Source organism: Cobetia crustatorum (assembly GCF_000591415.1).
Taxonomy (GTDB): Bacteria; Pseudomonadota; Gammaproteobacteria; order Pseudomonadales; family Halomonadaceae; genus Cobetia; species Cobetia crustatorum.
Genome location: NZ_JEMF01000011.1, coordinates 77,699 through 102,147 on the forward strand (window position 1 = coordinate 77,699; position 24,449 = coordinate 102,147).

The 24,449-nt window shown below is 56.7% G+C and carries 21 protein-coding genes; 11 read left to right on the forward strand and 10 right to left on the reverse strand.

All coding sequences use genetic code 11. The features are described 5' to 3' along the window. The first annotated feature begins 88 nt into the window (after positions 1 to 88). The 5 genes from BF12_RS0102590 to BF12_RS0102610 all read left to right on the forward strand — a co-directional run bounded on the left by BF12_RS0102590 (position 89) and on the right by BF12_RS0102610 (position 6,549). Complete coding sequence (locus BF12_RS0102590; RefSeq protein ID WP_024950909.1) at positions 89 to 1,807, forward strand: alpha-amylase family glycosyl hydrolase; 1,719 nt, start codon at positions 89 to 91, stop codon at positions 1,805 to 1,807. Between the two features lie 190 nt (positions 1,808 to 1,997). Beyond that, on the forward strand, positions 1,998 to 3,053 hold the full coding sequence (locus BF12_RS0102595; RefSeq protein WP_024950910.1) for a LacI family DNA-binding transcriptional regulator: 1,056 nt from the start codon (positions 1,998 to 2,000) through the stop codon (positions 3,051 to 3,053). Between the two features lie 511 nt (positions 3,054 to 3,564). Further along, positions 3,565 to 4,704 carry an ornithine cyclodeaminase family protein gene (locus BF12_RS0102600; RefSeq protein WP_024950911.1) on the forward strand — a complete coding sequence of 380 codons (1,140 nt, stop codon included), beginning with the start codon at positions 3,565 to 3,567 and terminating at the stop codon, positions 4,702 to 4,704. Positions 4,705 to 4,772: 68 nt separating this feature from the next. Next, positions 4,773 to 5,195, forward strand: coding sequence for a Rid family hydrolase (locus BF12_RS0102605; RefSeq protein ID WP_024950912.1), 423 nt, complete (start codon positions 4,773 to 4,775; stop codon positions 5,193 to 5,195). 52 nt (positions 5,196 to 5,247) lie between these two features. Continuing rightward, positions 5,248 to 6,549, forward strand: a complete 1,302-nt coding sequence (locus BF12_RS0102610; protein ID WP_024950913.1) for an NAD(P)/FAD-dependent oxidoreductase — start codon at positions 5,248 to 5,250, stop codon at positions 6,547 to 6,549. 28 nt (positions 6,550 to 6,577) lie between these two features. Here BF12_RS0102610 and BF12_RS0102615 read toward each other — a convergent pair whose 3' ends face one another. Beyond that, on the reverse strand, positions 6,578 to 7,495 hold the full coding sequence (locus BF12_RS0102615) for a helix-turn-helix domain-containing protein (protein ID WP_024950914.1): 918 nt from the start codon (positions 7,493 to 7,495) through the stop codon (positions 6,578 to 6,580). A 199-nt stretch (positions 7,496 to 7,694) separates the two neighbouring features. Here BF12_RS0102615 and feaR point away from each other — a divergent pair, with 199 nt between their 5' ends. Next, positions 7,695 to 8,636: a transcriptional regulator FeaR gene (gene feaR, locus BF12_RS0102620; protein ID WP_024950915.1), complete on the forward strand. Its 942-nt coding sequence runs from the start codon at positions 7,695 to 7,697 to the stop codon at positions 8,634 to 8,636. A 72-nt stretch (positions 8,637 to 8,708) separates the two neighbouring features. Here feaR and BF12_RS0102625 read toward each other — a convergent pair whose 3' ends face one another. The 8 genes from BF12_RS0102625 to BF12_RS18380 form a co-directional block, all read right to left on the reverse strand. Continuing rightward, complete coding sequence (locus BF12_RS0102625; RefSeq protein ID WP_024950916.1) at positions 8,709 to 10,199, reverse strand: aldehyde dehydrogenase family protein; 1,491 nt, start codon at positions 10,197 to 10,199, stop codon at positions 8,709 to 8,711. Between the two features lie 154 nt (positions 10,200 to 10,353). Further along, on the reverse strand, positions 10,354 to 11,688 hold the full coding sequence (locus BF12_RS0102630; RefSeq protein WP_024950917.1) for an alginate export family protein: 1,335 nt from the start codon (positions 11,686 to 11,688) through the stop codon (positions 10,354 to 10,356). Between the two features lie 223 nt (positions 11,689 to 11,911). Next, the gene (locus BF12_RS0102635; RefSeq protein WP_024950918.1) at positions 11,912 to 12,874 is read right to left on the reverse strand and encodes an MBL fold metallo-hydrolase; all 963 of its coding nucleotides are present in this window, start codon (positions 12,872 to 12,874) and stop codon (positions 11,912 to 11,914) included. 104 nt (positions 12,875 to 12,978) lie between these two features. Next, the gene (locus BF12_RS18370) at positions 12,979 to 14,298 is read right to left on the reverse strand and encodes a TRAP transporter large permease (protein WP_248623600.1); all 1,320 of its coding nucleotides are present in this window, start codon (positions 14,296 to 14,298) and stop codon (positions 12,979 to 12,981) included. Further along, a complete protein-coding gene (locus tag BF12_RS0102645; RefSeq protein WP_051510673.1) occupies positions 14,295 to 14,801 on the reverse strand; it encodes a TRAP transporter small permease in 507 nt (168 codons plus the stop codon). Before BF12_RS0102645 ends, BF12_RS18370 begins: the two co-directional genes overlap by 4 nt. Before the next feature lie 140 nt (positions 14,802 to 14,941). Continuing rightward, complete coding sequence (locus tag BF12_RS23060) at positions 14,942 to 15,253, reverse strand: type 2 periplasmic-binding domain-containing protein (protein ID WP_211242369.1); 312 nt, start codon at positions 15,251 to 15,253, stop codon at positions 14,942 to 14,944. Between the two features lie 17 nt (positions 15,254 to 15,270). Then, complete coding sequence (locus tag BF12_RS23065; RefSeq protein ID WP_211242370.1) at positions 15,271 to 16,002, reverse strand: TRAP transporter substrate-binding protein; 732 nt, start codon at positions 16,000 to 16,002, stop codon at positions 15,271 to 15,273. A gap of 287 nt (positions 16,003 to 16,289) precedes the next feature. Next, the gene (locus BF12_RS18380) at positions 16,290 to 18,167 is read right to left on the reverse strand and encodes an FAD-binding monooxygenase (RefSeq protein ID WP_035158734.1); all 1,878 of its coding nucleotides are present in this window, start codon (positions 18,165 to 18,167) and stop codon (positions 16,290 to 16,292) included. A gap of 624 nt (positions 18,168 to 18,791) precedes the next feature. Here BF12_RS18380 and BF12_RS0102660 point away from each other — a divergent pair. From BF12_RS0102660 to BF12_RS0102675, 4 genes are all read left to right on the forward strand, one after another. Then, a complete protein-coding gene (locus tag BF12_RS0102660; protein WP_024950920.1) occupies positions 18,792 to 19,178 on the forward strand; it encodes a 5-carboxymethyl-2-hydroxymuconate Delta-isomerase in 387 nt (128 codons plus the stop codon). A gap of 32 nt (positions 19,179 to 19,210) precedes the next feature. Then, positions 19,211 to 20,719 (forward strand): 5-carboxymethyl-2-hydroxymuconate semialdehyde dehydrogenase, encoded by a 1,509-nt coding sequence (gene hpaE / locus BF12_RS0102665; RefSeq protein ID WP_024950921.1) that lies wholly within the window; start codon positions 19,211 to 19,213, stop codon positions 20,717 to 20,719. Positions 20,720 to 20,818: 99 nt separating this feature from the next. Next, positions 20,819 to 21,703 carry a fumarylacetoacetate hydrolase family protein gene (locus tag BF12_RS0102670; RefSeq protein ID WP_024950922.1) on the forward strand — a complete coding sequence of 295 codons (885 nt, stop codon included), beginning with the start codon at positions 20,819 to 20,821 and terminating at the stop codon, positions 21,701 to 21,703. Further along, positions 21,694 to 22,482 (forward strand): FAA hydrolase family protein, encoded by a 789-nt coding sequence (locus tag BF12_RS0102675; protein WP_156941113.1) that lies wholly within the window; start codon positions 21,694 to 21,696, stop codon positions 22,480 to 22,482. The genes BF12_RS0102670 and BF12_RS0102675 overlap by 10 nt, the downstream gene beginning before the upstream one ends. 15 nt (positions 22,483 to 22,497) lie before the next feature. Here the strand turns inward: BF12_RS0102675 and hpaA are convergent, their stop codons facing one another. Beyond that, positions 22,498 to 23,391, reverse strand: a complete 894-nt coding sequence (gene hpaA / locus BF12_RS0102680) for a 4-hydroxyphenylacetate catabolism regulatory protein HpaA (RefSeq protein ID WP_024950924.1) — start codon at positions 23,389 to 23,391, stop codon at positions 22,498 to 22,500. 261 nt (positions 23,392 to 23,652) lie between these two features. Between hpaA and hpaD the strand changes: the two genes are divergently transcribed. Beyond that, positions 23,653 to 24,393 carry a 3,4-dihydroxyphenylacetate 2,3-dioxygenase gene (gene hpaD / locus BF12_RS18385; protein WP_248623604.1) on the forward strand — a complete coding sequence of 247 codons (741 nt, stop codon included), beginning with the start codon at positions 23,653 to 23,655 and terminating at the stop codon, positions 24,391 to 24,393. The last annotated feature ends 56 nt before the right edge of the window (positions 24,394 to 24,449 follow it).

The window sequence follows — 24,449 nt, forward strand, 5'->3', positions numbered from 1 at the left end:
CCCGGAAGGTCTCGCGCAGAGACGCGGGGCCTTTCCGGCGCTCTAGCATGCCCGTGACCCCTGCCGCCTCGACAACAAGGATCGTGCAATGACATCTACCCAACTCCATCGCCATGCCGCACACGACTGGTGGCGCGGCGCAACGCTCTATCAGATCTATCCGCGCAGCTTCATGGACGCCAATGGCGATGGTGTCGGCGATATTGCCGGCATCATCCAACGTCTGGACTACCTCGCGACCCTGGGGGTGGACGCCATCTGGGTCTCCCCCATCTTCACCTCGCCCATGCAGGACTTCGGCTATGACGTCTCGGACTACCGTGACATCGATCCCCTGTTCGGCACTCTGGAGGACTTCTCGCGGCTCGTCGCCCGCGCACATGAGCTCGGGCTGGGCGTCATCATTGATCAGGTGCTGTCACACAGCTCCGATCAGCATGCGTGGTTCCGGGAAAGTCGCCAATCCCGGGACAATGCCAAGGCTGACTGGTATGTCTGGGCGGACCCGCGCCCGGACGGCGGTGCGCCCAACAACTGGTTAGCCGCCTTCGGTGGCCCGGCCTGGACCTTCGATTCACGGCGCTGCCAGTATTATCTGCACAACTTTCTCGCCAGCCAGCCGGACCTGAACTTTCATCATCCGGAGGTGCGTCAGGCACAGCTCGACAATCTGCGCTTCTGGCTGGAGCTGGGCGTCGACGGGTTCCGCTTCGACACCGCCAACTTCTATTTCCATGACCAGGCGCTGACGGACAATCCGCCGTCCTCGGACGACTACCGTAGCCGTGGGCATCCCCGCAGCTATCAACTGCTGAAACACAATGCGGATCAGCCAGAGAATCTCGACTATCTGGAAGAGATTCGTGCCCTGCTGGAGGAATACCCCGGCGCCACCAGCGTCGGCGAGGTCGGGGGCAGCGACCCGCTTCCCGCCATGGCAGCCTACACCGCGGGCCAGCACCGCCTGCATATGGCCTACACCTTCGACCTGCTCAACAGCACAGGCGATGCCGTGGACTTGCACGCCGTTCTGGCACGCTTTGCCGAGCATGGCGAAGACGCCTGGCCGTGCTGGGCATTGTCCAATCATGATGTTCCGCGCAGTGCCAGCCGCTGGGGGAGCGCACGCGCCTTGCTGGCTCTGACGGTACTCTGCTCATTGCGGGGCAGCCTCTGCCTCTATCAGGGCGAAGAGCTTGGATTCGAGGAAGCGGAGCTGAGCTACGCCGAGCTGCAGGACCCCTTCGGAATCGCGCTATGGCCCGAGGTCAAGGGACGCGATGGCTGTCGCACGCCCATGGTGTGGGAGCCTCAACGCAATGGTGGTTTCTGCGCTGACTCCCTGTCGCCCTGGCTTCCCGTCCATGCCCCTCATCAGTCACAGGCGGTCTCGCTGCAACAAGAGGTGCCCGAGAGTCTGCTGAATCACGTTCGCCGGCTGCTGAGACTGCGTGGCGAAAGCACGCTGCTCAAGACGGGGCAACAGACGCTCATCTCCCCGTCCGTGTTGCCGAAGGGTGTCTTTGGTGTGATACGTCACGACCGTCATCAGCAGATGATGTGCCTGGCCAACCTGGGACACCAATCAGACCACGCCCCGGAAAACGACAACGCCCCCGTCATGCTCGACCTGACAGCCCTGCTGGGCTCGCGAACACTGCATGGCCAGCATCATGACCCGATAGAGATCATCTCTTTGCCCGGCATGGCCACGCCTATCCTTGAGGCGGGCCAATTGAGACTGCCGCCGGGGATGGCAGCCTGGCTGGTCGTGCCAGCCGATGCGTCGAGAGACCGGGATGGGTAAAGGAAAGGGCCAGCAAGGGGCGCTTGCGACCGACTGCATGCCCGGGGCATTGGCCCGGGCACCTGGCGTGGAAAGGCAGCTCAGCCTGGTCGCACCGTCTCCAACACTTTCTGGGCATTTCTGGTACGTGGCGATATGCTATCTCTGCACTTAATCGTTCAAGCTTTTCATCTTCAGGAACCCGACGCCTGTGTCATCGCCTCGCCGTATCACTCTCAAGGAGCTAGCCGCAGAACTGGGCGTCTCCACCGCCAGCGTCTCCAACGCCTTCAACCGCCCTGACCAGCTCTCGCCTGCATTGCGCGAGCGGATTCTCGAGGAGGCCAAACGGCTGGGCTATCGTGGTCCGGACGCCAAGGCGCGAAGCCTGCGTACGGGGCGCTCACGGATCATCGCCGTGGTACTCGCGGAGACACTGACCTACAGCCTCAAGGATGCCGTCGCCAGCGAGCTGTTGTCGGGCATCGCCGAAGTGCTGGACGCCCACGGCCATACCCTGCTGCTGCTCTCGGGTCGCCAGGATGCCTCTCAGGTGCCGGGGTCTTCCAGCATTGCCGATGGCTTCATCGTCTACGGGCTGATGGCCAGCATGGCGCTGGTGGAAGAACTCCAGAGCGCGGGTCACAAGCCCATCGTGGCGGTCGACTTCGATCTGGGCGATCACCCTGCCATCCACGTGGATGATGAGCCCGCCTGCTACGCCATCGCGCAACATGCCTTGAAGACACCCGCCAGTCGCATCGGCATCGTCAACCTGCGCCTGACCGAAACGGCCTGCAACGGCCGCATCACCGAGGCCCACACACTGCTCCCAGCGGGTCGAACCATCACCCGCTCGCGACTGGCGGGTTTTCATCGTGCGCTGGCTGAGCGGGATATCTCCCCCGATTCTGTGACGATGTGGAACATCGAGGAAAATACCTACGAGGTCTGCGCGCCGGTGCTGGCAGAGATTCTGGATCTTCCGGCCAGCGAGCGACCGGATCTCCTGCTGTGCATGTCCGACCGCATCGCGTTGACCGCCGTGACCCTGGCGGAACAACGTGGTATCCGCATTCCCGAAGACCTGCGTATCACCGGCTTTGATGGTATCGAGGAAGGGCAATATCGCTCGCCACGCCTGACCACCGTCCAGCAGGACAGTACCGAGAAAGGCCGCCTTGCCGCGCGAATGATTCTGGGACTGGAACCCGCCTCGCCTCGCCTGCTCACGACTCGGCTGATCCAGGGTGAAACCTGTCCGTGATGCTTCTATCAAGGATGACCATGTAGCACCAGCCATACGAGTCGCTTACAGCAGCTGGGCATTGATTTCTCAATCTAAAGTCGCCCCCTCCCTTTCCCACCAAGCTACTAATCGACAATTGAAACCAGACTATAGGCTTGAGACTTCCCATCCGAGCATTTCAAGCCTGTATAAAAGATCAGACTTGCATCTGAAAATTTTAGGTGCGCCATGCCAGACCAGAATGTCGAATTGCCAATTTGTGCTAACGCTGTCAACGCCGATCCCGCACCATGGCTCAAGGTTGCTTAGGACACGTGGGAGATCCAGCTTTATGTATCAGATGGGGGCACTTGGAATATGCTCCATCGATATGTTTCGAAAATCATCTTCCTACGATCCTAGTTGGATAGCCTAGCAACATGATTATCAATACAACATCGAGTCACCAAAGCCTCAATGCATGCTTCTAAGACATTTCTATCAAAACTTTTATTAAAGCTATAACCCAATAATAAAATCGGAGCTTGGCATGAAACACAATACAACAATTGATTTTATTTATCTTTCAGAAAAAGACATGATCCGCGCGGGTGTCACCGACATGACGGCCTGTGTCGATACGATGGAAGAGATGTTTGGCCTGCTCTACCATGGTGACTACCGAATGGCAGGGCCAAACAATGACTCTCATGGCGCCATGATCACGTTTCCGGATGACTCGCCATTCTCCAACATGCCCAAACCGACGGCTGACCGCCGCATGATGGCGATGCCGGCCTATCTGGGCGGCAACTTCGGTACTGCAGGCGTCAAATGGTACGGCTCAAACATCGCAAACAAGGAAAAAGGATTACCGCGTTCTATCCTGATGTTCATGCTCAGCGATGCCGATACTGCCGCTCCACTGGCTTATATGTCAGCCAACCTGCTGTCAGCCTATCGGACCGGTGCAGTACCGGGTGTTGGAGCACGCTACCTGGCACGCAAGAATTCAAAGGTCGTCGGCATCTTCGGCCCTGGGGTCATGGCGCGTACATCACTGGCGGCTTTCATCGCGGCTTGCCCGCAGATCGATACAGTCAAGGTAAAAGGTCGCGGCCAAAAGAGTCTCACGGCGTTTACGGACTGGGTTCGCGAGAACTATCCGCAGATTACTCACATCAACATCGTCGATGATATCGAGTCTGTCGTACGTGACTCAGACATCGTCACCTATTGCGCTTCCGGCGAGGTGGGCGATCCTGACACCTACCCACTGGTCAAGCGAGAGTGGGTAAGCCCCGGAACATTCTTGGCTATGCCCGCCCCCTGCAATTTCGATTCAGGCATGGAAGCCTCTGATGTGCGCAAGGTACTGGACAATACCGGTCTATATGAAGCCTGGTACGAAGAAATCCCCAAGCCGGCCCATCATTGCATTCCGCTGATCGGCATGAAGTTCATGGACATGATTGAGCTTGGCCACTTCTCTGCCGATGCTCTTGAGGATCTGGGCGCCATCGTCGCAGGTGATGCGCCAGCACGCCTGAACGACGATGAAATCATCATGATGTCGGTCGGCGGCATGCCGGTCGAGGATGTGGCCTGGGCAACCGTGGTCTATCGCAAGGCGATCGAACAGGGTATCGGCGTCAAACTCAATCTGTGGGATGAACCGGCATTGCGCTAAAGCAGGCCCGTACTCCCGACACACCTAAAACATATTAATTCACTGCTCATTCTGCACAGGACACCATCATGACCAAGATCATCAAAGTCAAAACCGGCTCAAAGTTTGAAGAACACGCCAGCTATTCTCGTCTGGTAGCCGTGGATAATTGGATCTTCGTATCCAACACTGCAGGCCGTAACCCGGAGACGAAAGAGATTCCGGAAGATGTGAGCGAGCAGCTTCTGCAGGTCTTCGCCAACATTGAAATAGCCCTTAAATCGGTGGATAGCAACCTCTCCGATATCGTGTCCGCGAAGATCTTCATCCAGACCCCCAGCAATACCGAAACCGTCATGACGCTCTTCGGTGAGAAGATGCGCGGCGTGGATCCATCCATCACCGTGACATGCCCACCATTGGGGTCTGAGGTCTACAAGGTAGAATTGGAGGTGACCGCCTATCGTGGCGCTGGCAGTGCTGATGTCGTGCGAATCGACACCTCTGCCTAGCAATACACACCGCTCGCTTCGTCGGCACTCCAATTCCCCAGGAACTCCTGACATGTCACCAACAATAATGCCTGTTCAAACATCAATGACGCTTCCTGCCTCTACCAGTGTCGTCATCATCGGTGGCGGTATCATCGGCTTGACTGCCGCACTAGCACTCGCGGAACGCAACATCCCCGTCGTCGTGCTGGAAAAGGGCAAGATCGCCGGCGAGCAATCATCGCGCAACCTCGGCTGGATCCGCAAGACCAGCCGTCACCTAGAAGATGTGCCTCTAGCACTGGCAGCAGATCGCCTATGGGCTGGCATGGCAGAGCGTGTCGGTAAAGATGTCGGCTATCGACAGGTAGGCATCATGTTCCTTGCCCGAACGGAAGAACAGATGGCAGCGCATGAAGCCTGGAAGGCGTCAGTTGAGTCACTGTCACTGGATTCACAGCTACTGAGTGCAGCAGAGATCGACAGCCGCGTGCCGGGTGGAAAAGGGAAATGGACCGGTGGTATCCACACACCATCAGACGGTCGAGCAGAGCCGACACTAGCCTCTAGTGCGATTGCTGAAGCCGCTATTGCCAAGGGAGCGATCATCATCGAGCATTGCGCCGTGCGTACGCTTTCCATGTCCGCCGGTCGTGTCAGCGGCGTCGTGACCGAGAAAGGCGAGATCACCTGTGAACAGGCACTGTTGACCGGGGGCATGTGGTCACGCCGTTTCCTCGGTAATCTCGGCGTCTCACTGCCGACGCTGCCGGTCGTGTGCTCCGTCTTCAAGACTGCTCCGATGGAAGGTCCGACGGATATCGCGGTAGGTGGGCCAGACTTCTCCTTCCGTAAGCACAAGGATGGCGGCTTCATCATCACGCAACGGGGTGCGCTTGATGCGCCACTGACGCTTGATCATCTGTTGATCGGATCTCGCTATCTGAAATCTCTGGGAGCACAGCGTGGCTTGTTGCGGATTTCGCTAGGTAAACACTTCATCAAGGATCTGGCTTTACCACGGCGCTGGGGAAAAAAGAGCGTCTCTCCTTTCGAGCGTGTCCGTGAGATCGATCCGAAAGCCAATCAGGCGCTGAATGATGAAGCCCTGAAGAATCTAACGGCTGCATGGCCAGCTTTCCAACAAGCGATCATCGAGGATGCCTGGGCTGGCATGATCGACATCACACCAGACTCCAACCCTGTCATCGGTCCAGTCAAAAAGATTCCCGGACTGATGGTAGCGACCGGCTTCTCTGGTCACGGGTTCGGCACATCACCAGCAGCGGGACAGTTGGCCGCAGACCTCATCTGCGCAGTAGAGCCTATCATCGACCCATCCCCTTATCGCTTCGATCGCTTCGATCGCTTCTAGCGTCACAATGGCCAGCACCTGACGCCACTCATAGTGCACGCTGGCGTGTGACAGAAGGCAGCTCCTTAAACAGCCGCCGATACTCCCGACTGAAATAGCTCTGATGGAAGAAACCGTGCAGCGCGGCAGCATCAGCTACTTGCAATCTCGGGTTCTGAAGCAGTCTGCGCCGAACGGCATTCAATCGAAGTGCCCGAAGGTAGTGTAACGGCGCCTGACCAGTTTCTCGCTGAAAGCTGTATTGCAGCGTGCGGCGAGAGATCTTCAACTGCTGACAGAGTGCCATCAGCGAGGGTGGATCATCGGGACGGGCATTGATCAGTGCATGACATCGATCAACGATGTAACGGCGAGTTCGGTAGCTGGCATCATCAAGAACCGGTGAGCGAGAGCACTCACCCAGCAATAGCTCGACACCCTCCTGCAATTGCTGGGTGATCACTTTCTGAAGGAGCGATTGCTGAAGCACTGACAATGTCGCACGGTGTGATTGAGTCGTCTTCACGTAATCTGTCAGTGCTTGCCACTGCTGCTTGACAGCCACCAGCAATGGTGAAGATACCTCGAGCGTCCGCAGATGCTGCTCATTTTGCTCAAGCCAGCCATAACGATCTCGTTCGACAGATACGACCATCAGATCATAACTCGCGGGAGTCACACTCCAGAACTGCTCGCAGTGGGGAAACACCGTGATGGCGTTTGTATGAAAGAAAAACCCATTGGGCCAGTGAATCGGCAGGGCAAGATGCCACTGTGATGGCGGAGAGCGCACCAGTTGTGTAAAGCCCAGATTGGCGCTTTCACGGAACAGGCGTACACCAGGACACGCAATATCAAGGATATCACCGCAGAAGCGCCCTTCTTCGATCTGATTGAATTCCTGCTGCCAACCATTCAGCTGTAGTGCGTGTTCAGTGATATCTTCACTATGATGCAGCTCAACCATGAAGCGCCGGCCTCCTGAATGCTTGGTGACATACCGAGTCATCATGCAGATATTTCAACAGTAGTGATCAAGACCTACATTCACGGTAGCAGTGGCTCACTACCTCACGACCAACAGACGATGGTATCTCACGACTGCGTTCACTAGACTACCCCAGAAACATTAAAATGTTAACGAATTAAGCTTCCACGGAGATCTCATGCAATCCGCCGATTCAGTGACTCTCTCATTTGATACTTGGCTGGACGCGCTACGCAATGTCTGCGGCAGCTTCGATTCCACTCCGCTCAGCCGATGGAATTTCCAGGGCAGTGTCTCGAAACGCAACCTCGGCGGCATCGAGATCGCCGGCATCACCACAAACGCCGAGAGGATCGTGCATCACCGACCGGAGCGGAGCGACGACGAGAGTTACTGCTTTCTGATCGTTCAGAAACAGGGCAGCGCCACACTGATGCAAGATAGCAACAAGATCACGATGCGCCCGGGAGAAATGGTGTTGATGGACTCGGCAGAAGCCAGCGAGATCATGCCGCACGGCCTTATCGAGCACGATTCATTCCATCTGCCACGTGGCGAAGTCATGCAACGTTTTGGCCATCAAGCAGTACCATTCATGAAGATTGCCGCTGACTGTGCCAGCGGACAGATCATTCAATTGATCATCAGTCGCATGCTGACTGGCCAGCTCGCGGCGGAAGGTGATGATAATAGCGGTATCTCAGACTCACTGATCGCGCTATTACCCGCCATTCATCAACATCAATCAGCCTCTCCGACATTGATGGAACGCAATAATGGCAACCTCTATCTATGCATACAGCAATACATCGATCAGCATCTACATGAAGCGGAGCTGAGCCCGGAGTGCCTAGCACACAAGTTCCATATCTCGATTCGCCAACTCTACCGACTGTTCGAGCAACGCGATGAGACGGTTTGCCGCTACGTGCAACGCAAGCGCCTGGAGCGCTGTGCAGAAGATCTGGCCAGCCCATTGCAGGCCAGTCGCTCCATCACTGAAATCGCCTATCGCTGGGGGTTCACCGACTCAGCGCATTTCAGTCGCTCGTTCAAACGAGAGCTCGCAACTTCACCGCGCAAATACCGACAAGCTCGATTGGTGGCGAACGTCGCCTGATGCATGAGAGTGACACATGGAAAAATCCCCCGGATGCCTTCCGCCATCCGGGGGATCATGATTAGCGGAGACTCAATACGCGATACAGACTGACTTGAGTTCCGTATAGGCATTGATGGCTTCAGGACCGAACTCCTTGCCGATGCCTGACAGCTTGAATCCACCGAAGGGCAGACACGGGTCAAGTGTCACGTGCGTATTGACCCAGACAGTTCCTGCTTCGATACGTGGCGTCAGGCGCATCGCGTTCGACAGGCTATCAGTCCACAGGCTTGCCGCTAGCCCCATGTCACTGTCATTGACCATTGCAAGACCGTCTTCGACGTCGTCAAAGGGAATCACCGTCAGCACTGGACCGAAGATTTCTTCGCGCGCGACTTCCATCGAATGGCTGGCACCACTGATGATCGTAGGAGACACGAAATAACCTTCCTTGGGCACACTTCCGCCAACATGTACGTTGGCGCCTTGCTCGCGGGCTCGCTCAACAAACCCCAATACGCTCTCCTGCTGACGACGCGAGACCAAAGGCGTGATATGGACCTGTGGGTCAATGCCAGGGCCCGCCTGCATGCCATCGACAGCCTCACACAGACGGCGACAGAATTCATCATGCAGACTGCGGTGGACATAGAAGCGCGAAGCCGCCGCACAGACCTGCCCCTGGTTGAGAAGGCCGCTCATCAGTGCGCCATTGACCGCCTTGTCCAGATCGGCATCTTCGAGCACGAGCATCGGATTCTTGCCACCCAGCTCCAGCGAGAACTCAGCCATGCGATCCACTGCTGCATGACCGATCTGCTTGCCGATGGCAGTGCTGCCGGTAAAGGTGACCTTGTGGACATCCGGATGCTCGGAGAGGCAGGTACCGACCACAGATCCCGAGCCAAGAATCACGTTGAAGACACCTGCAGGTACGCCTGCTTCAACTGCAAGTTCTGCCAGTCGCAGGACACTCAGTGGTGTCTCGGAGGCAGGCTTGAGCACCACGGAACACCCTGCCGCGAGCGCTGGCACCACCTTCCAGAGCGCGATCATCATCGGGAAGTTCCAAGGCACGATGGCGGCCACGACACCGACGGGCTGCCTCAGGGTGTAAGCATTGAACTTGGCACCTTCGGGCATGCCGATCGAGACGTTGCGAGTATTCCCCTCAAGTTTGGTGGTCCAGCCCGCCATGTAGCGAATGAAATCTACCGAAAAACCAGTATCGACAGCTCGTGAAATATGGATCGACTTGCCTTGGTTGAGAGTCTCGATCTGGGCCAACTCTTCCGCATGCTGCTCGACGAGGTCTGCAAAGCGCAACAGTATACGTTCACGCACCGCTGGGGATAGATCACACCAGCGACGGTCATCAAAGCTCTTTTTGGTCTGTGCAACAGCCTGCTCAGCCAGGGCCTTATCACCTTCAAGGACGGTCGTCAAACACTGGCCATTGGAGGGATCGAGCACCTCACGTGTCTTGCCTTCATTGACAAAGGCACCGTTCAGGAAAGAACCGGTGACACGTGTGAAAAATGCCTCTACGGCCTGAACATCGGATGTATTGTCTTGACTCATCTTAACTCCTTACCTTCAATGCCCCGAACGGTACGTCACTTCACCGCAATCGCCCGGCTCAACCCCAAAGTGAATGCTGCTGACCTCAAACTAGCTCAGCAGCTTTCACAACACTGGCCTCCTGCTGCCGACAACATGACGCTGAGTGCCAGATTCAGAAATTGAAACCTAACAGTAGCTGGGTGTAGTAATTGGCGTCACTGTCGCCCAATTGAGTCCCACCTGAACTGGCAGATGCCTCTGGATCATAGCGGCCAACCAGCGGCATGACCCACCAGTGTTCATTGATCGCCCAGAAAGCATAGAGGTCGATTTCGGTACCATCGATATTGGCCCCTGCATCGGTCGATAATGTCTTGAAGTCATAGAGCATGACTCCGAAGTTCATTGCTTCGTTGGGCGCCACAGACAGGTTGATCTGCTGGACACGGCTGTTGGAATTGAAAGGGCCAGCATAATTGGCGGCAACTTCACCCTGGAACCAGGTGCCCATTGCTCGACCATTCCCATAGAAGAGTGGGTCATATCCTTCTGAAAAGCGGCTGAAGCGATAGCTGATACTCGGCGTCCAAGGAAGCTCGGAGAAAGTCCATCCTGCCTCCAGGTACCAGGCTGATTCCTTGTCATCGCTATCATTCTTCTGCCACGCATACTCACCCGAGAGAAACAGATTCTCGACCCCCGCATTGCCTTGAGCTCTAAGGCTATACGTCTTCGAGTTATCGCGGCCCGGGTAGAGGTAGGCGTAATCATCATCAATATCCAGCACGTCGATATAGGTAAGCCCCACGGTGCCCTTTTCAGAGACATTCTCGAGTGTCGCGATGGCCAGTTCCGCTCGTGCTTGAGAACGATTATCGGATTGCAGCCACATCAGATCACCACGCCAACCTTCCTCACCCCCGATTCTGACGACAGCTGTCTTGTCAAAGGAGCGGCGTGATGCAAGATAGTAAGCGCCACCGCGATCAAGATCGCCATCAAGGATGCCTTCACCGAAATTGAGCGAATCCCCAGAGATCAGGAAACCATCGCCTACCTGCACGTATTGGCGGCCAACGGAAATATCCAGGCCATCACTGCCAAGCGCAGGGAAGAGCTCTCCCGATTTCCAACCGCCAAAGAAGTCCTCGATATGAGTGCGACGCTCATCCCCTGTCGTGAAACCGGCGGCGTCCCCCTGCCCAGTGGTAGCACTGGAGACCCATGCCACGTTGCCATAGAGAGAACCAGGCAGCGCGCTCAGAGTATGAGAGGTATCAACGCCATACTTCAGATACCCCTCCTGCCAGTCTCGCCCACTGTCACTGGCAGTCCCTGACTGGCCATAGCCTTTCTGACTATGAAACACCCCCACTACACCCTCGATGTTGGCATTGGCCTGAGTTGTACTGTCGCTATAGATCTCCGCCGCACCGGCAGTGGCTGGCAAAGCGACTGCGGTCCCTGCCGCAAGCATCAATAGAAACCTCGGATAACGAGTCGTCATCTATTTCTCTCCCCTTGTTATTGTTGTGCAGTACCGGACAGACACATGGAACGTTCAAGGGAGATTATCCATTTCACAGAAGCAGCACTTGTCTATCCATGACAGACATCGGCGATTCACTGCCAACCTTGTTATCAATAAAAATCTTATATAAAAAACGACCCTGAGATCGGTTTTTTATATAAACACAAGTCGTATATTTTATATTATATCTCTTGTTGCATCAAAGCCTCTTGATTATATCAATCTTCATACCATCATGACCTACAACAACAGGTCCATCATAGTTTTGTTTGACGGAGTCTCTCCATACTGTATCAGTCAAGCTTGGATCATTCGCCGGTACGAAATGCGTCAATACAACTTTTTTGACATTAGCAGCACTCGCCATACGCCCTACATCTTGTCCAGTGATATGATGAGAAATAATAGCATGAGCAAATTTATCCCCACCCCCTAACCGCTCAGCCAATGCTTCAACAGCGGGTACATTCACGACTTCACTGACAAGCACATCCGCATCCTTGGCAAATTTCTCGAAAGGTGGGTAATAATTCATATCACCAGTCATGACAATGACTTTCCCTCCTACTTCAAATTTGTATGCGAAAGCCTGCCCAAATTTAAAAGGAGGATGCGGAACGGGTAATGCAGATACTTTCAGTTTACCGCCATCGCAATCACAGACATTATCTTCCTGTATTTCCTGTACCTTGACAAGCTTACGAATATCCGGCTTCCCTTCATCCGGTATCCGTAGATCAATATCTACTTTGAATGCTTCCCAAAGGCTATCTGTCATATAACGCGTTCCCTCAGGACCATAGACTGAGACCTCATCCTTGAGGCCTGTAGCCCAGGAATTCATCAGTAATGATGGGTAATCGAGCACATGATCTGCATGTAAATGAGTAATAAAAATCCCTTTCAAGTCAGTCAGCTTGGCGCCAGCTTGAACGAGCCTCAAGCTAGCGCCATAGCCAGCGTCAATCATATATATATCATCACCAATCATCAACGTGGCGGACTGTGGAAGTCTTTTGTCCTCAGCGATAGATGGTCCGCCTTTTGTACCAAGTAAAATCAATTTCACGTCATCAGAGGCATATATTGCCACTGATGCAAAAGATAGCGATATGCCGACCAGCAGAGTTCCTAGCAGGCGAAAGATAGATTTATTTTTCATGGCACCACCCTGTCATTAAAATAATAAATTTATTATCCCTGAATCAATCGTAGTACCTAACACCAATGCACTATTTCCATAAATATTCGCGTACGCAAAAGACATCACAGCCACACCAATGACAATGCTGGCACCATGACGACAATGCTTATTCGCAGGATATCTGCACCGATGAAAGGCAGGATTCCGCGATTGACTGTCGAGAGAGAGGTGTTGCGGCTGTATTGCTGGACAATGAACAGATTCATGCCCATCGGTGGTGTAATCAGGCCTATCTCGACCACCATCAATGCCACTATCCCGAACCAGATGGATTTGGCTGCAGCATCGAGACTAAAGAGATCAAGCTGCAGAATGATCGGATAGAAGATCGGGATGGTCAGCAGGATCATGGACAGTGAGTCCATGACACAGCCCAGAAGCAGATAGATCAGCAAGATCATCAACAGCACAACAAAGGGTGCAAAACCACTGGCCAGAATCCAGCTCGCCAGGTCTGACGGCAGTTGCCCCAGCGCCAGGCCGCTGTTGAGTAGATCTGCACCGATCACGACCAGGTAGATCATGGCCGTGGCTTCAGCGGTACCGACAAGACTGCGATACAGGCCGTCCCAGCGCATTCCCCCGCGACAGATGGCATAGATGCCACAGGCTGCAGCGCCAATGGAGGCCGCTTCCGTCAGATTGGCCCAGCCACCGTAAAGGCCCAGGATGACGACAAGGAAAATCACCAGAATCGGGGCGATATCTCCCAGGCTGGCCAGCCGCTCCTTCCAGGAGTAACGCGGCGCACGCTCGATATGGCGCATGGTGCGCATCGCGACCAGACGAATCACCAAAAAGTAGCCTGCAACTGCCAGCAGCCCCGGCACGATGGCGGCCATGAAGAGCGCTGCGATGGATTCCTGAGTCAGTACCGCATAGACGATCAACGGAACGGATGGCGGAATCAATATCCCCAGGGTCCCCGCTGCCGCGATGGTGCCCGTTGCCAGTTCCTTGCTGTAGTGATGACGTTCCAGTTCCGGCAATGCGACCTGGCTCATGGTGGTTGCCGTGGCGAGAGAGGAGCCACAAATAGCGCCGAAGCCGGCACATGCCCCGGCGGCCGACATCGCCAACCCGCCGCGCCAATGTCCTATCCAGCGAGCGCTGGCCCGAAACAGTGCCGCTGACAACCCGCCATGGACAGCAAACTGTCCCATCAAGACAAAGATGGGAATGACGGCGAGGTCATAGCTTGAGAATCGCGCGTAGACAAGATTATTGAGCGTGAACAGCAATGCACCGATATCGCCGTCGTTGACCAGCCAGTAACAGGCCGCCCCAGCCAGCAGCATCGCGACCCCGACATGCCAGCGCAGGCCCAGCATGGCCAGCATCGCGCCTAGCGATATGGCCCCGACTTCCAGTCCGCCCATCATGTGCATGGCTCCTTGACGGGGGAATCGATGCCGTCTTTCATCCACTGGCGAATGCTCTGGTGCAGTGCGCACACCCCCAGCAGCGCAAGCCCTGGCAACATGGCAGCCTGGGGAATCCACTGCGGCACCCCCAACTGCACGCTCTGGGCATCATAGGTGAGGCTCTCCGACACCATCAGCCCGGTCCGCCATACCAGCAGACCACTGACGATCGCCAGCATCAGGTGAGAGAGACTCAACAGCAGACGGTTGAGCCCTGCAGGCAACAGATTGGCGAGAATATCGACCCGGATATGGCGATCCTTGACTTCGCACAGTGGCAGGAAGCATGCCACCGCGACGGCCACCATCATCTGCAATAGCTCGATATCCCCCGTGATCGGGGTCGACCACAGCCTGCGACCCAGCATCGACACCAGCGACATCGTGATGGCAGACAGCAGTAACAAGCCGCCTGCCAAGGCCAGACCAATGGCCAGTCGCTTCAATATTCTCTCTTGCATGACTCACTCCCCGGGTGGCGTACCCGTACTCGTGTGCTGCACATATCCCATGGCAGATGGCTCATGCCATCCTTTCATTGTTTTCATTACCGGCTTTTCGCTTGGCGGTCGCGCTGCAGACGAAGTCACCACTGCCTGCCTCAATGCAGGTCTGGTTGCTGCTGCTTGACCTCCTGCTGGAGTTCATCAACCAACGCCTGACGATCGATGCCACCGCTATCGGAGGCGACCCAATCATCGACAACACCGCGAGTGGCATCGCGCATATCGTCATATGCAGCATCATCGAGTGTCGTGATCGTCTGCTCAGGGTCTGCCGCGACCTTTTGGCGAGCATTGGCTATCGCAGAGCCCCAAGCCTTGCCGAAGCGCAGCGACAACGCCTCACCACTGAGTGAATCCAGCACCTTGCGATCTTTTTCCGAGAGACGGTCGTAGCTGCGCTTGTTCATCAACAATGCCAACACCGTCACGGTCGGCGTGGCTGATGTTCGGCCGTCTCGGTATGGAAGGCAGTGACTTCATCCAACTTGGTGGGCGGCACGACTTCCCAGGCAGCGGCGGCACCATCGATCACCCCCTTGGACAGAGTGTCCGCAATCTGCGCGGGCGGCATGCTGACCGCTGAGGCACCCAGCGCATCGACCAGCTTGGAGGCCAGACGCGTCGGTGCCCTTAGTCTCAGACCCTGCATGTCGTCCAGCGTCTTGATCGGGCCACTGCGTGTGTGGAACACGCTGCCACCGTCGCTATGAACCGCCAGTACTTTGTAGCCCTTGAAATCCTGTGCGGCGGGCCCCTGACTGAAATCCCAGACGATGCGACTGGCATCCTCTCCCCCGGCCGGCAGCATGAAGGGCAGTTCCATTACCTCGCTGCGCGGGAATCGCCCAGCCGAATAGCCGAGTGCTGTCCAGGCAATATCCACGACGCCATTGCGCACCATGTCAGCCAACTGGCCAGGAGTGCCGCCAAGCTGCATGGAGGGGTAGAGCTGACATTTGAGCTGCTGATCGGATTGGGTGGCGAGGTCCTCACACCAGGGTTCCAACACCTGCTGTTGAGCATTGGAAACGGCTGGCAGGAAGTGAGTGATACGTAGCGTCGTGACTGCAGAGGCAGTGGGCGCGACAAGCGTCGTCATCACACCCAACCCGAGTGCCAGACAGGACTTCAGCATCAGGGATTCATTCATTTTCATGGCTTATCTCCTCTCGTGATCGAAGCCTACAAGATTCAGAATACGTTATTGTTAATATATTAATGAGTAGACTTTAGCCAAAGCCAAACACTGTCAAATTCAGTCATTCTGTCAGCATGATCGCGACACGACTGCCTGGTTTCAGCGCAGCATCGACTGTCGTTGACACGAAACATCGGGCAGAGAATCATCTCTCCTGGAAAGAAAATGACATGACCGGTGAGCACTGGGCTCACCGGTCATTCTTATCGACTATTTGATGCGATACTCTCAGGGTTTGAGAACGATCAAGCGAGAATAGGAGTGAAGAAATCCGCCAGCGCTGACGTCTCTGTCAACGGCAGAATATTCGCGACATATTGGTCAGGACGCACCACGACCACGACACCGCCGCGATCGATACCGCGCTCTTCGAAGATGTCACTCTGTGGGTCAATGCCGAACACGTTTTCCTGATCAACCAGCTCAAACGGACCGACAATGGGCTTGTAGGCAGCCGGGACTTGATTGATATCAATGGCGTCATGACGCTGCTGATAGATCACCTTGATATCGAACCAGCCATCGCCCGCCACATTCTCCCGCGCCATCTGAAGAGGAGAGTTCTCGGAACGCATCAACCACTCGGAAAGGTCTCTGGTCGCGGAGGCCTGCTCAGCACTTGCTGCATCGGCAAAGACATAGAGGCGCCAGCGACCATCAGCACGCGCCAGATGCCCCAACTGCAGCGGGTTGCCATCACAGACGCGGGAAACCGCTGAAGACTTGAAACGCTTGCCCATGGGGAAACCGGTCGCAAGGTGCTGGTAGTCTGCCTTGCCTGTGATCAGCGATGGAGTGTATTCCGTCATGAATCCCGCAGGGAACTCGATGGTACGGGTATAGAAGTTCTCAAGCTCCGCGGGGTCCTCGAATTCTTCAGGGCGCTTGGCCATCATGGACGACCACTCCTTGTCGAAGTCGATCAGATTCTTGGCAACGACCTGGCGCTCTGCGGAATAGGTCGACAACAGAGAGGCAGGGCTCAGGCCGGATAACACATGGCCCAGCTTCCAGCCCAGATTGAACCCATCCTGCATGGAGACATTCATGCCCTGTCCCGCCTTGGCACTGTGCGTATGGCAGGCATCCCCCGTGATGAAGACTCGCGGCAACGCGCCCGAGTCCGGATCCACCACATCATCGAAGCGGTCCGTCAGGCGATGGCCCACCTCATAGACGCTGTGCCAGGCAACATCTCGCACGTCGAGCGTATAGGGATGCAGAATCTCATTGGCCTTGGCGATGATCCGCTCGATCGGGGTGGCACGCACCGCATTGTCGTCATTGACCGGCACCTCGCCGAGATCGACATACATGCGGAAGAGATGGCCACCCTCACGCGGAATGAGCAGAATGCTGCCGCCGGAATGCGACTGGATAGCACACTTGGTACGGATGTCCGGGAAGTCCGTGACCGCCAGCACATCCATGACACCCCAGGCATGATTTGCCTGATCTCCCGCCAGCTTGCACCCGATGGCGCAACGTACCTTGCTGCGCGCGCCATCACTGCCCACCACATACTTGACTCGAACCGTTCTCTGTTCGCCCTTACGGCTTCCTTCGGTCTCCTCAAGCGTCACCGTCACGGGATATTCGCCTTGCTCGGCGACCTCGAGATCCACGAAGGCATAGCCATAGTCAGGACGGACCCGTGCCGGTCCATTCACCGCAGATTCCGCCAGATAATCCAGCACTCGTGCCTGATTGACGATCAGGTGCGGGAACTCGCTGATACCCGCCGGATCATCCGGTGTACGTGCCGTGCGCACGATATTGCCTGGCTGCTCGGTATCGGGCTTCCAGAAAGCCATCTCACTGATGCGATAGGCCTCGGCGATGATGCGGTCCGCAAAACCGAACGCCTGGAAGGTCTCGACACTACGTGCCTGAATACCATCGGCATGCCCGATTTCCAGACGCCCGCCGCGTCGTTCGACAATGCGCGTCTTGACGCCCGGGAACTGGCCGAGCTGAGCCGCCAGCATCATGCCCGCAGGGCCGGTTCCCACGATGAGAACGTCAACCTCTTCAGGCAGCACATCGGCGCGATTCACGCCCTCTCCTTTTGCAGGCTGAACGCGTGGATCTTTCGAGACATAGCCGTAGTGATGGAATTGCATGAACAGTTACCTCGTGATGGCGCAGTGCATTCGCATGCCGGGAAACGATCTTCGTCGACCAGGGGAGGGGCATTGGGCAGACACGCTGCCAACCTCTCGTTCGCACTGACCGGCATACGCTTGCGACGTGATAGGTGCCTTTGAAACGGCGGGACACTTCTTGTGTCGTGTTGTTGTGTCGTGCTGTTGCCTCAAGCCTTTTCACACGGAACGCATCGCTGAAAGAGCAGGCACTACTCATGCTGAGGAAGTTCGAGCCTCTTGGGGATGTGTTTTTCATCGACTCAATTGTACTTTTCGAAGATGACCCACCGACATTAGTCGCCAGACGGGAAATATGTCGGAAAATATCGTTAACCTATGAACATTGTCTTCTTCGATACACCGTCCTCTCATCTCAAGACTCTTTAATCACAGACCACATGCGCAATACCTTGCGACCCATGGCATCCAAGCAAGATCCTTTTCGTCGAGGAAAACCTTCGCCACAAGCCCTATTGACAATGAAGGCCCGATCAATCATTAATATGTTAACGTAATTGAGATACCACATTTCATCACTTGAGCATGATAAGCGTCTCCCCGCTGCATACGCGGCCTTGCGCAACCGATCAGGAGAATGATGTGCCACACCTACATATCGAATACTCACCGGCACTCGAGCAACGCGTTGACTTGCACGAAGTCTGCCTGGCAGCGCATCGCGCCATGAAGGACAGCGGTATCTTTCCGCTCGCGGGGATACGCGTTCGTGCCTTTGCGGCAGACCATTGCATCGTCGCCGACAACCATCCGGACAATGACTTTCTCGCCATGACGCTCTCCGTGGGCGCTGGACGCGAGCCGGAGGCGCTCAAGGCTGCCGGCGATCATCTCTTCACGACCATGAAACACGCACTGGAACTGCCCTTGTCCACGCCCCACTTCGCGCTCTCGCTGGAGATACGCGAGATCAACGCGGACCTGAGCTGGAAAGACACCCCCATTCACGCTCGCCTGTCTGCACAGTGAGCCCTGACCCCAAGAACAAAGAGGATTCATCGATGAGTGACTTGAACGACAACATCGCGCGCGCCCAGGCTTACATGCAGCGTTTTCGTGAACAGGGTGTGTTGAACCACATCAATGGCGAGTCAGTCCCGGCTGACTCAGGCAAGACCTTCGAGACACTGTCTCCCGTGGACCTCACCCCCCTGGCCAATGTGGCAAAAGGCGGCGCCAGCGATGTCGATCGCGCCGTGAAAGCTGCTCAGGAAGCCTTCAAGACCTGGAGCAAGATGCCAGGCAAGCAACGTCGCGAAATCCTGATCAAGGTGGCAGAAGCCATTGAAGCGCGCGCAGAAGAGATCGCCTTCACCGAGTGCATGGATACCGGCCAGGCGCTGCGCTTCATGTCCAAGGCAGCGATTCGAGGGGCGGCCAACTTCCGCTTCTTCGCTGACAAGGCGCCAGATGCCGAGGATGGCCTGGCACTGCGCAATGAAAATCAGATGAACGTCACTTCCAAGCGTCCTATCGGCCCAATCGCGGTGATCACGCCCTGGAACACGCCGTTCATGCTGTCGACCTGGAAGATTGCTCCGGCACTGGCCTCTGGCTGTACCGTGGTGCACAAGCCTGCCGAATTCTCACCGATGACCGCCAAGCTGCTGGTCGAGATCGCCGAAGAAGCTGGCCTGCCCAAGGGTGTACTGAATCTGGTCAACGGCATGGGCGAAGATGCCGGCAAGGCGTTGACCGAGCACCCGGGCATCAAGGCCATCGCCTTTGTCGGCGAGAGCCGCACCGGCCAGATGATCATGGCGCAGGCCGCTCCTACCCTGAAGCGCTTCCACTTCGAGCTGGGCGGCAAGAATCCGGTGATTATCTTCGATGATGCCGACATCGACCGTGCCGTCGATGCCGCCTGCTTCATGATCTACTCCCTCAACGGTGAACGCTGCACGTCCTCTTCTCGCCTGCTGGTTCAGGACAGCATCTACGACGAAGTCACCCGTCGCGTCGCTGACATTGCCAACAACATCCAGGTCGGCCACCCGCTCGACCCGTCCACCGTCGTCGGCCCGCTGATCCACCCGGAGCACGAGACCAAGGTGCTGTCCTACTTCGAGAAGGCCCGCGAGCAAGGCGCGACCATCGCCACCGGCGGAGAGAAAGTGGGAAGCGAAGGCTGCTTCGTGCGCCCGACGCTGTTCACGCAAGCCAAACAGGACATGGCCGTCGCCCAGGAAGAGATCTTCGGCCCGGTGCTGACCGCCATTGCCTTCAAGGACGAAGCCGAGGCCCTGCACATGGCCAACGATACCGAATACGGTCTGGCAGCCTACCTGTGGACCAACGACCTCAACCGTGCGATGCGCATGACCGACGAACTGGAGGCCGGAATGATGTGGGTCAACTCCGAGAACGTCCGTCACCTGCCGGCGCCGTTCGGTGGCGTGAAGTCCTCCGGTATCGGTCGTGATGGTGGTGACTGGTCCTTCGACTTCTATATGGAAACCGTCAACGTTTCCTTCCCGCGCAAGATGCATCAGGTACCGGCACTCGGCTGAGCGCACTCCGCCAGACATGCTGACATGCGAGGTGGTTCGCCACCTCGCATGCACACGCCAACGCCCTGTCCCCTTCAGACTGATATCGAGAGAGACGTCATGAACCGCACTCAGCCCGCCCGCCTAGCGTCATTCCATGCCAATGGTGCTGACCGATATGGCCTTGTCACCGATGACGGCATCATTGATCTGACGCCAGAATTCGGCACCCGCTTCAAGGGACTCAAGGAAGTCATCGAAGCCGGTGCCATCGATGAGCTGGTGCAGGCCGCCAAGGACCGCCGTCCCGGCTACCGCGAAGAGGATGTCAGCTACCTGATTCCCGTCGCGCAGCCCGAGAAATTGATCTGCGTCGGCGTCAACTTCCCGTCGCGCAATGAAGAATACAAGGATGGCCAGGCTGCACCCAGCAAGCCTTCCCTGTTCATTCGTTTCCCGCGCAGCTTCACCGGCCATCAGCAGAACCTGGTACGCCCTCCGGAAAGTGAGCAACTCGATTACGAAGGCGAAGTGACCATCGTGATCGGCAAGGGGGGCCGTCGCATTCCCAGAGAGAAGGCCTATGAGCACATCGCGGCACTGACACTGTGCAATGAAGGCACCATTCGCGATTGGGTCCGACATGCCAAGTTCAATGTCACCCAGGGCAAGAACTTCGATGCGACCGGTGCCATCGGCCCGTGGCTGGTGCCCTTCACCAATGCCGCACAGCTGGATGATATCGAGCTGACGACGCGCGTAAATGGGGAAATCCGCCAGCAGGATCGCACCTCGCGCATGATGTTCGACTTCCGCTATATCGTGAATTACGTCTCGACCTTCACCACGCTGGTGCCGGGTGACGTGATTGTCTGCGGAACTCCGACAGGGGCAGGTGCTCGCTTTGATCCGCCCATCTGGCTCAAGCCGGGTGACGTGGTGGAAGTGGAAGCGGAAGGCATCGGCAAGCTGGTCAACGGAATCGAGGATGAAGCATGCCGCTGACGGACACGCAGATCACCGAGGCCGCGGAGGCCCTGCTCAATGCAGAGACGCAGCGTCAGCAGATTGGCCTGTTGTCATTGAAGTATCCGGACATGACGCTGGATGACGCCTATGCCATCCAGGTGGCGCAGATGACTCGTCAGCAGCGCTCCCACGAGGTCATCGGCTGGAAGATCGGCCTGACCTCCAAAGTCATGCAGGACGCATTGGGCATCACTACGCCAGACAGCGGAGTGCTCTATGACTTCATGCGCTACGAGTCAGGGGCTGTCATCGCGAAGGATCGCTTCATTCAGCCACGTATCGAGGCCGAGATCGCCTTCGTGCTGAAAGCCCCCCTGGAAGGTGAGGTCACGCGCGAGCAGGTTATCGCTGCCACGGATCATGTGACGCCCTCACTGGAAATTCTCGACACCCGCATCGTTCGCAAGGACGAGGCCAGCGGCAAGACGCGCGTGATCTTCGACACCATCTCTGACAATGCCGCCAATGCCGGCATCGTGATGGGCAAGGAGCAGCACGCGCCACAAGACTTCGACCTGCGTTGGGTCGGCGCGGTGGTCAAGAAGAATGGCGATGTGGTGGCCACGGGGCTTGGTGCCGGTGTGCTGGATGACCCCGTCACAGGACTCGTGTGGCTGGCGCGACGCATGGCGAAATATGGCCAGCGTATCGAGGCAGGTCAGGTGGTGCTCTCGGGGTCGTTCATCGGCCCGGTGGAATGTCCTGCGGGGACCGAGATCGAGGCCGACTTCGGACCTTCGGGCACGTCTCGTTGAGCTTCGAATAACGGTTCAGGGAGCGTCCTGCTGATGACGATAGCGCGACGGAGTGGTACCCACATGGCGAGTGAAGAAGCGACTGAAATAGCCCGGGTCCTGAAAACCGAGTCGGTAGCAGATCTCGTTGATCGACATGCGGGTGAATATCAGCATCCGTCGCGCTTCCTGCATCAGGCGATCATGGACGATGCGTTTGCTGGGTTCGCCAGCGATACGGCGACAGACACTGTTGAGGCGAGCCTCGGTGATACCCAGCGTCGTCGCATATCGTGTCAGGGTCCAATGCTCTCGATAATGGGCCTCGATCTCGAGATTGAAGCGCCGAAACAGCATCAGGTCGTCATGACGCACGGACTGCGCCTTGATCGAGTTCGCGGACAGACGGAACAGGCCGATGAAGATCAGGCGCGTCAGGGTAGTGAGTGCCAGTTCTCGCTCCGGGCGCTGATGGTCAAACTCCAGCGCCAGCTCCTCGAACAGACGCTCGAGGCGAGTGACATCCATGCGCGCCTCCTGACTGACACGACCGGTCGCGACACAGACCGGCGCCACCTCGGACATGCTCCCGAGCTCGGTGCTTTCCTCGAGCAGCGACCACACCAACTGTTGCCGTACCGTCAGGACATGGCCATCACACTCCTCTTCGGTCGTGAAGGAATGCGGTATGCCAGGCGGAGTAAGGAAGAACATCGGCCCCTGTTGATGGTAGGGCCGATCATCCAGGTAAACGCGCACCATGCCGCTTTTGACATAGTGCACTTGAAAGAACCGGTCGTGATGATGGACCGGCATGTTGCGTCCATAGAAGTCCGCCATACGCCCGAGAGAATCATAGTGAACGGCCGCATCGGCATAACGCTGATCATATTCCTGCCCGATCGTGATATTCGGGATGGGGTCCGACATCGTGCCACCTCGTCTTTGACTGGGCTCACTAGCCCAGCAGCCTGTTCACATATTAACAAAGTAGTGAACCGCCACTCCATTCCCGGCGTGCGGTATCGCTCCAACTCCTCTGGCCAGCCGGGGCCATACGGAAGCAAAGGTATTTCCCATGGGTGAGATCGTACTCGCAGCGAAGGTGACGCACGTCCCTTCCATGTATCTCTCGGAACAGCCGGGCATTCACCAGGCTGTCGTGCACAAGCCATAGAAGCCCACAAGGAAATTGCGCGCCGGGCGCGGGCATCAGGCGCTGAAGTCGTCGTGGTCTTCGATACGCACTGGATGGTGAACAGTGGCTACCACATCAACTGTGGCGCGCACTTTGAAGACGTCTACACCAGCAATGAGCTCCCGCACTTCATCCAGGATCTCGAGTATTCCTATGACGGTTGTCCGGCGCTGGGCGAGAAGATCGCCAAAGCGGCCAATGCCTCGGGTGTCCGTACCCTGGCGCACAACATCGATAGCCTGAAGCTGGAATATGGCACTCTCGTGCCGATGCGCTACATGCACATGGAGGCCGAGAAGGATCAGGCATTCAAGGTGATTTCCGTGGCGTCCTGGGATGCCTGGCATGACCTGGAAGACAGCATTGCCTTCGGCGCCGCCGTGCGCTCCGCGATCGAAGCCAGTGACTACAAGGTCATGGTGCTCGCGTCTGGCTCCCTCTCCCACCGCTTCACGGATAACCGTTCGGCAGCGGAGAACATGCACCGCTGGTCACGTGAATTCGATCATCAGGTAGACCTTCACGTGGTAGATCTGTGGCGCCAGGGAAAATTCAACGAATTCAAGGCCATGCTGCCGGACTATGCCGAGCATTGTTATGGCGAAGGTGGCATGCATGACACCGCGATGCTGATGGGTGTGCTAGGCAAGGACTATCACGGCAAGGCAGAGATTCTGACCGAGCCCTTCGGTAGCTCAGGGACGGGGCAGATCAACGCCGTCTTCCCGCTCTAAGCCTTTCTCTACCCGCCAGGCATGCCATTCGCCAGGGCTCAGGCTCGCCCCTTGTT

Bases quoted from the DNA above. Each gene is read 5' to 3' on its own strand.
- BF12_RS0102590 (WP_024950909.1), top strand. From the start codon at position 89: ATGACATCTACCCAACTCCATCGCCATGCCGCACACGACTGGTGGCGC.
- BF12_RS0102600 (WP_024950911.1), top strand. From the start codon at position 3,565: ATGAAACACAATACAACAATTGATTTTATTTATCTTTCAGAAAAAGAC.
- BF12_RS0102605 (WP_024950912.1), top strand. From the start codon at position 4,773: ATGACCAAGATCATCAAAGTCAAAACCGGCTCAAAGTTTGAAGAACAC.
- BF12_RS0102610 (WP_024950913.1), top strand. From the start codon at position 5,248: ATGTCACCAACAATAATGCCTGTTCAAACATCAATGACGCTTCCTGCC.
- BF12_RS0102615 (WP_024950914.1), bottom strand. From the start codon at position 7,495: ATGGTTGAGCTGCATCATAGTGAAGATATCACTGAACACGCACTACAG.
- feaR (WP_024950915.1), top strand. From the start codon at position 7,695: ATGCAATCCGCCGATTCAGTGACTCTCTCATTTGATACTTGGCTGGAC.
- BF12_RS0102625 (WP_024950916.1), bottom strand. From the start codon at position 10,199: ATGAGTCAAGACAATACATCCGATGTTCAGGCCGTAGAGGCATTTTTC.
- BF12_RS0102630 (WP_024950917.1), bottom strand. From the start codon at position 11,688: ATGACGACTCGTTATCCGAGGTTTCTATTGATGCTTGCGGCAGGGACC.
- BF12_RS0102635 (WP_024950918.1), bottom strand. From the start codon at position 12,874: ATGAAAAATAAATCTATCTTTCGCCTGCTAGGAACTCTGCTGGTCGGC.
- BF12_RS18370 (WP_248623600.1), bottom strand. From the start codon at position 14,298: ATGATGGGCGGACTGGAAGTCGGGGCCATATCGCTAGGCGCGATGCTG.
- BF12_RS0102645 (WP_051510673.1), bottom strand. From the start codon at position 14,801: ATGCAAGAGAGAATATTGAAGCGACTGGCCATTGGTCTGGCCTTGGCA.
- BF12_RS23060 (WP_211242369.1), bottom strand. From the start codon at position 15,253: ATGAACAAGCGCAGCTACGACCGTCTCTCGGAAAAAGATCGCAAGGTG.
- BF12_RS23065 (WP_211242370.1), bottom strand. From the start codon at position 16,002: ATGAAAATGAATGAATCCCTGATGCTGAAGTCCTGTCTGGCACTCGGG.
- BF12_RS18380 (WP_035158734.1), bottom strand. From the start codon at position 18,167: ATGCAATTCCATCACTACGGCTATGTCTCGAAAGATCCACGCGTTCAG.
- hpaE (WP_024950921.1), top strand. From the start codon at position 19,211: ATGAGTGACTTGAACGACAACATCGCGCGCGCCCAGGCTTACATGCAG.
- BF12_RS0102670 (WP_024950922.1), top strand. From the start codon at position 20,819: ATGAACCGCACTCAGCCCGCCCGCCTAGCGTCATTCCATGCCAATGGT.
- BF12_RS0102675 (WP_156941113.1), top strand. From the start codon at position 21,694: ATGCCGCTGACGGACACGCAGATCACCGAGGCCGCGGAGGCCCTGCTC.
- hpaA (WP_024950924.1), bottom strand. From the start codon at position 23,391: ATGTCGGACCCCATCCCGAATATCACGATCGGGCAGGAATATGATCAG.